At 19.7% G+C, this 2,310-nt stretch carries 4 protein-coding genes; all 4 read left to right on the top strand.

What is annotated here, in order from left to right; translation table 11 throughout:
- The first annotated feature begins 76 nt into the window (after window positions 1-76).
- The 4 genes from M8044_RS02390 (at window position 77) to M8044_RS02370 (ending at window position 2,177) form a co-directional block, all read left to right on the top strand.
- The gene (locus tag M8044_RS02390; RefSeq protein ID WP_273585455.1) at window positions 77-856 is read left to right on the top strand and encodes an SVM family protein; all 780 of its coding nucleotides are present in this window, start codon (window positions 77-79) and stop codon (window positions 854-856) included.
- 151 nt (window positions 857-1,007) lie between these two features.
- The gene (locus M8044_RS02385) at window positions 1,008-1,385 is read left to right on the top strand and encodes an SVM family protein (protein ID WP_273585454.1); all 378 of its coding nucleotides are present in this window, start codon (window positions 1,008-1,010) and stop codon (window positions 1,383-1,385) included.
- Window positions 1,386-1,711: 326 nt separating this feature from the next.
- Complete coding sequence (locus M8044_RS02375) at window positions 1,712-1,921, top strand: hypothetical protein (protein WP_273585453.1); 210 nt, start codon at window positions 1,712-1,714, stop codon at window positions 1,919-1,921.
- Complete coding sequence (locus M8044_RS02370; protein ID WP_273585452.1) at window positions 1,896-2,177, top strand: hypothetical protein; 282 nt, start codon at window positions 1,896-1,898, stop codon at window positions 2,175-2,177. Before M8044_RS02375 ends, M8044_RS02370 begins: the two co-directional genes overlap by 26 nt.
- Window positions 2,178-2,310 lie beyond the last annotated feature (133 nt).

Below are 2,310 nucleotides of genomic sequence, written 5' to 3'. Positions count from 1 at the left end.
CGATGACTGATGATAAAAATTTTAACAACTTCTAATATGTTAAAATATAAAGGAATAAAAAAAGGAGATTAAATTTATGTTTAAATTAAAAAAACATTTACTATTATTGAATATATTTGCATTATTTTTCTTAGGATTATTTTTAATAAATAATAATTATCAAGTGAGGGCTATGGAAAGTTTATTTCATGAAGAAATTCAAGAAATTACAGAGACAGAGTTAGAAAAAAATAAAGAAATAACAAATACTATAAGTAAAGAAAAATTTGTTGCTTTACATGAAATAGGACATGCTGTAGTTGCTTTTGAATTAAGTCAAAGACATAGAGAATATCCAGATCTTATAAAACTTAAAGGAATAGAATTAAAACAGGATGACGAAATAATTGATGGTAGCACCGATTTTTCTTTTGATAGAAATAATATGTTTGGACATTTATTTGCATTATCTGTTTATTATGGCGGGTTAGAAGCGGAAAAAACCATTTTAACATCTATAGAAGAAATTAAAAGTAGAGGTCAACATGATGAACAAGATATCGAAAAAAAAGCTCAACATATCATAGAAAAAGGATGGTTTTCAGGAAATTTCTATTTATCAACAGATTCTTTAGAAATAAGAAAAGATAAAATAAAAAATATTGCTCAAACAAAAACACAAGAAATAATTCAACAATATAAAAAATTTTTATCTCCCCTTGCTGATGAATTATTAGAACGAGAAATTATTAAAATTGGAGATTTTAAAAAAATACTTAAAGAATTAATTGATCAAAAAAAACTTTCACTTAAACCAGAACAATCAGAAAAAATAGAAATAATTAAAAAATCTAAATGTGAATGTGTTATTTTATAAAAAATAGCTAAAAAAAATAAATTGAATATAACAATTATGTATCATAAATATTATTTCTGGTTTCAAAAATGAAAGTTGAAAAGTTTATTTTTATTAAATATTTAATAATTCAAAAAAATAAAAATCTAAAAAATAAAAGGAGATTTAATTAATGTTTAAATTACAAAATCAATTTAAAATAATAAGTTTTTGTTTATTTGTTTTATTAGGGATTTTATTTATAACTAATAATTATTATGTTATGGCAATGAATAATGGTCATATATCTCAAAACAACGGACATGATAATAATCATACTAATTTTCAAAATCAAGCTCGTATTTTACAAAATTTAAATTTACAACAAGCTAGAATAGTTCAACAAATTTTTAATGCTAGAAATAATAACTCTTCTGAAGAAGTTATTAACAATCTTGTGAGGCAAAATATTGAATTAAGTAGTCGTATCACTGCTCAACAAATTATTCTTCACAACGCCATGCCGCAACAAAACGATCAAAATCAACAAAACAATCCTAGCAGACGTTAAATAATTTAAAGTATGTTTTATTTTTATTATAAATATCCAGGGAGATTTCATATAATGTTTAAATTAAAAACAAATTTATTATTTTTTAGAATCTTTTTATTTATTGGTTTAGGATTTTTTTAATTACTAGTAATAATTCCGTTATGGCAATGGAAAACAATGAATTACAAAATAATTCTAATTTTAACGATAATAACATATAAATACCTTTTGAAAATTTACCTAAAAAAACAATTCAAATTAATAATTTTTTTCATGAGAAGAATATCATTAAATTTTTATTTGAAACAAAAATAAACCTTAGTAAAAAATTAGGGGTTTATGATTTGAAAAATTTAAAAGAAAAATACAATGGTTTTTTAATTAAATTTAATATAAATGTAAAACAATTTGTTAATACAAATAATGCTAAAATATGTTTATATAGTAATGCTAGTGATTTAGATAATCCAAAAAATATATATGATTGTTATAATTTTATAGGTTTTTTAGAAAAAATAATAATAGATAATGTTTCAGAAGAAAGATTATCCTAACTATAAATTAAAAAATAACAAACATATAGAAATATATAAATCTTTATTTAAAAAAGGATCAGATAATAATTTTTTTGAATCAGAATTGGAAGAAAATGTTTTTGAAATAATCTTAGATTTTGATATAAAAAAAGAATCTAATGATTTATATATGTTTTTTATTTTATATGCTTATGGTTTTACAGAATCGCAAAATTATGAATATATAAATAATTTTAAACTTGATAAAAACATTATTTTTTATAAAAATATTTAATTTTATAATATAATTAATTATATTATAAACAAAAGAATATGGGAAATAAGGATAAAATAAAAAAATATTTATTAATGATTAAAATCAAAAATAATTTATTATTATTTAAAATAACGATTTTATTATTAGACAC

The organism is Columbia Basin potato purple top phytoplasma (assembly GCF_028595955.1).
Lineage (GTDB): Bacteria > Bacillota_I > Bacilli_A > Acholeplasmatales > Acholeplasmataceae > Phytoplasma.
The sequence above is the reverse complement of the archived record's forward strand: the minus strand, read 5'-3'. Positions and strand labels throughout refer to the sequence as shown.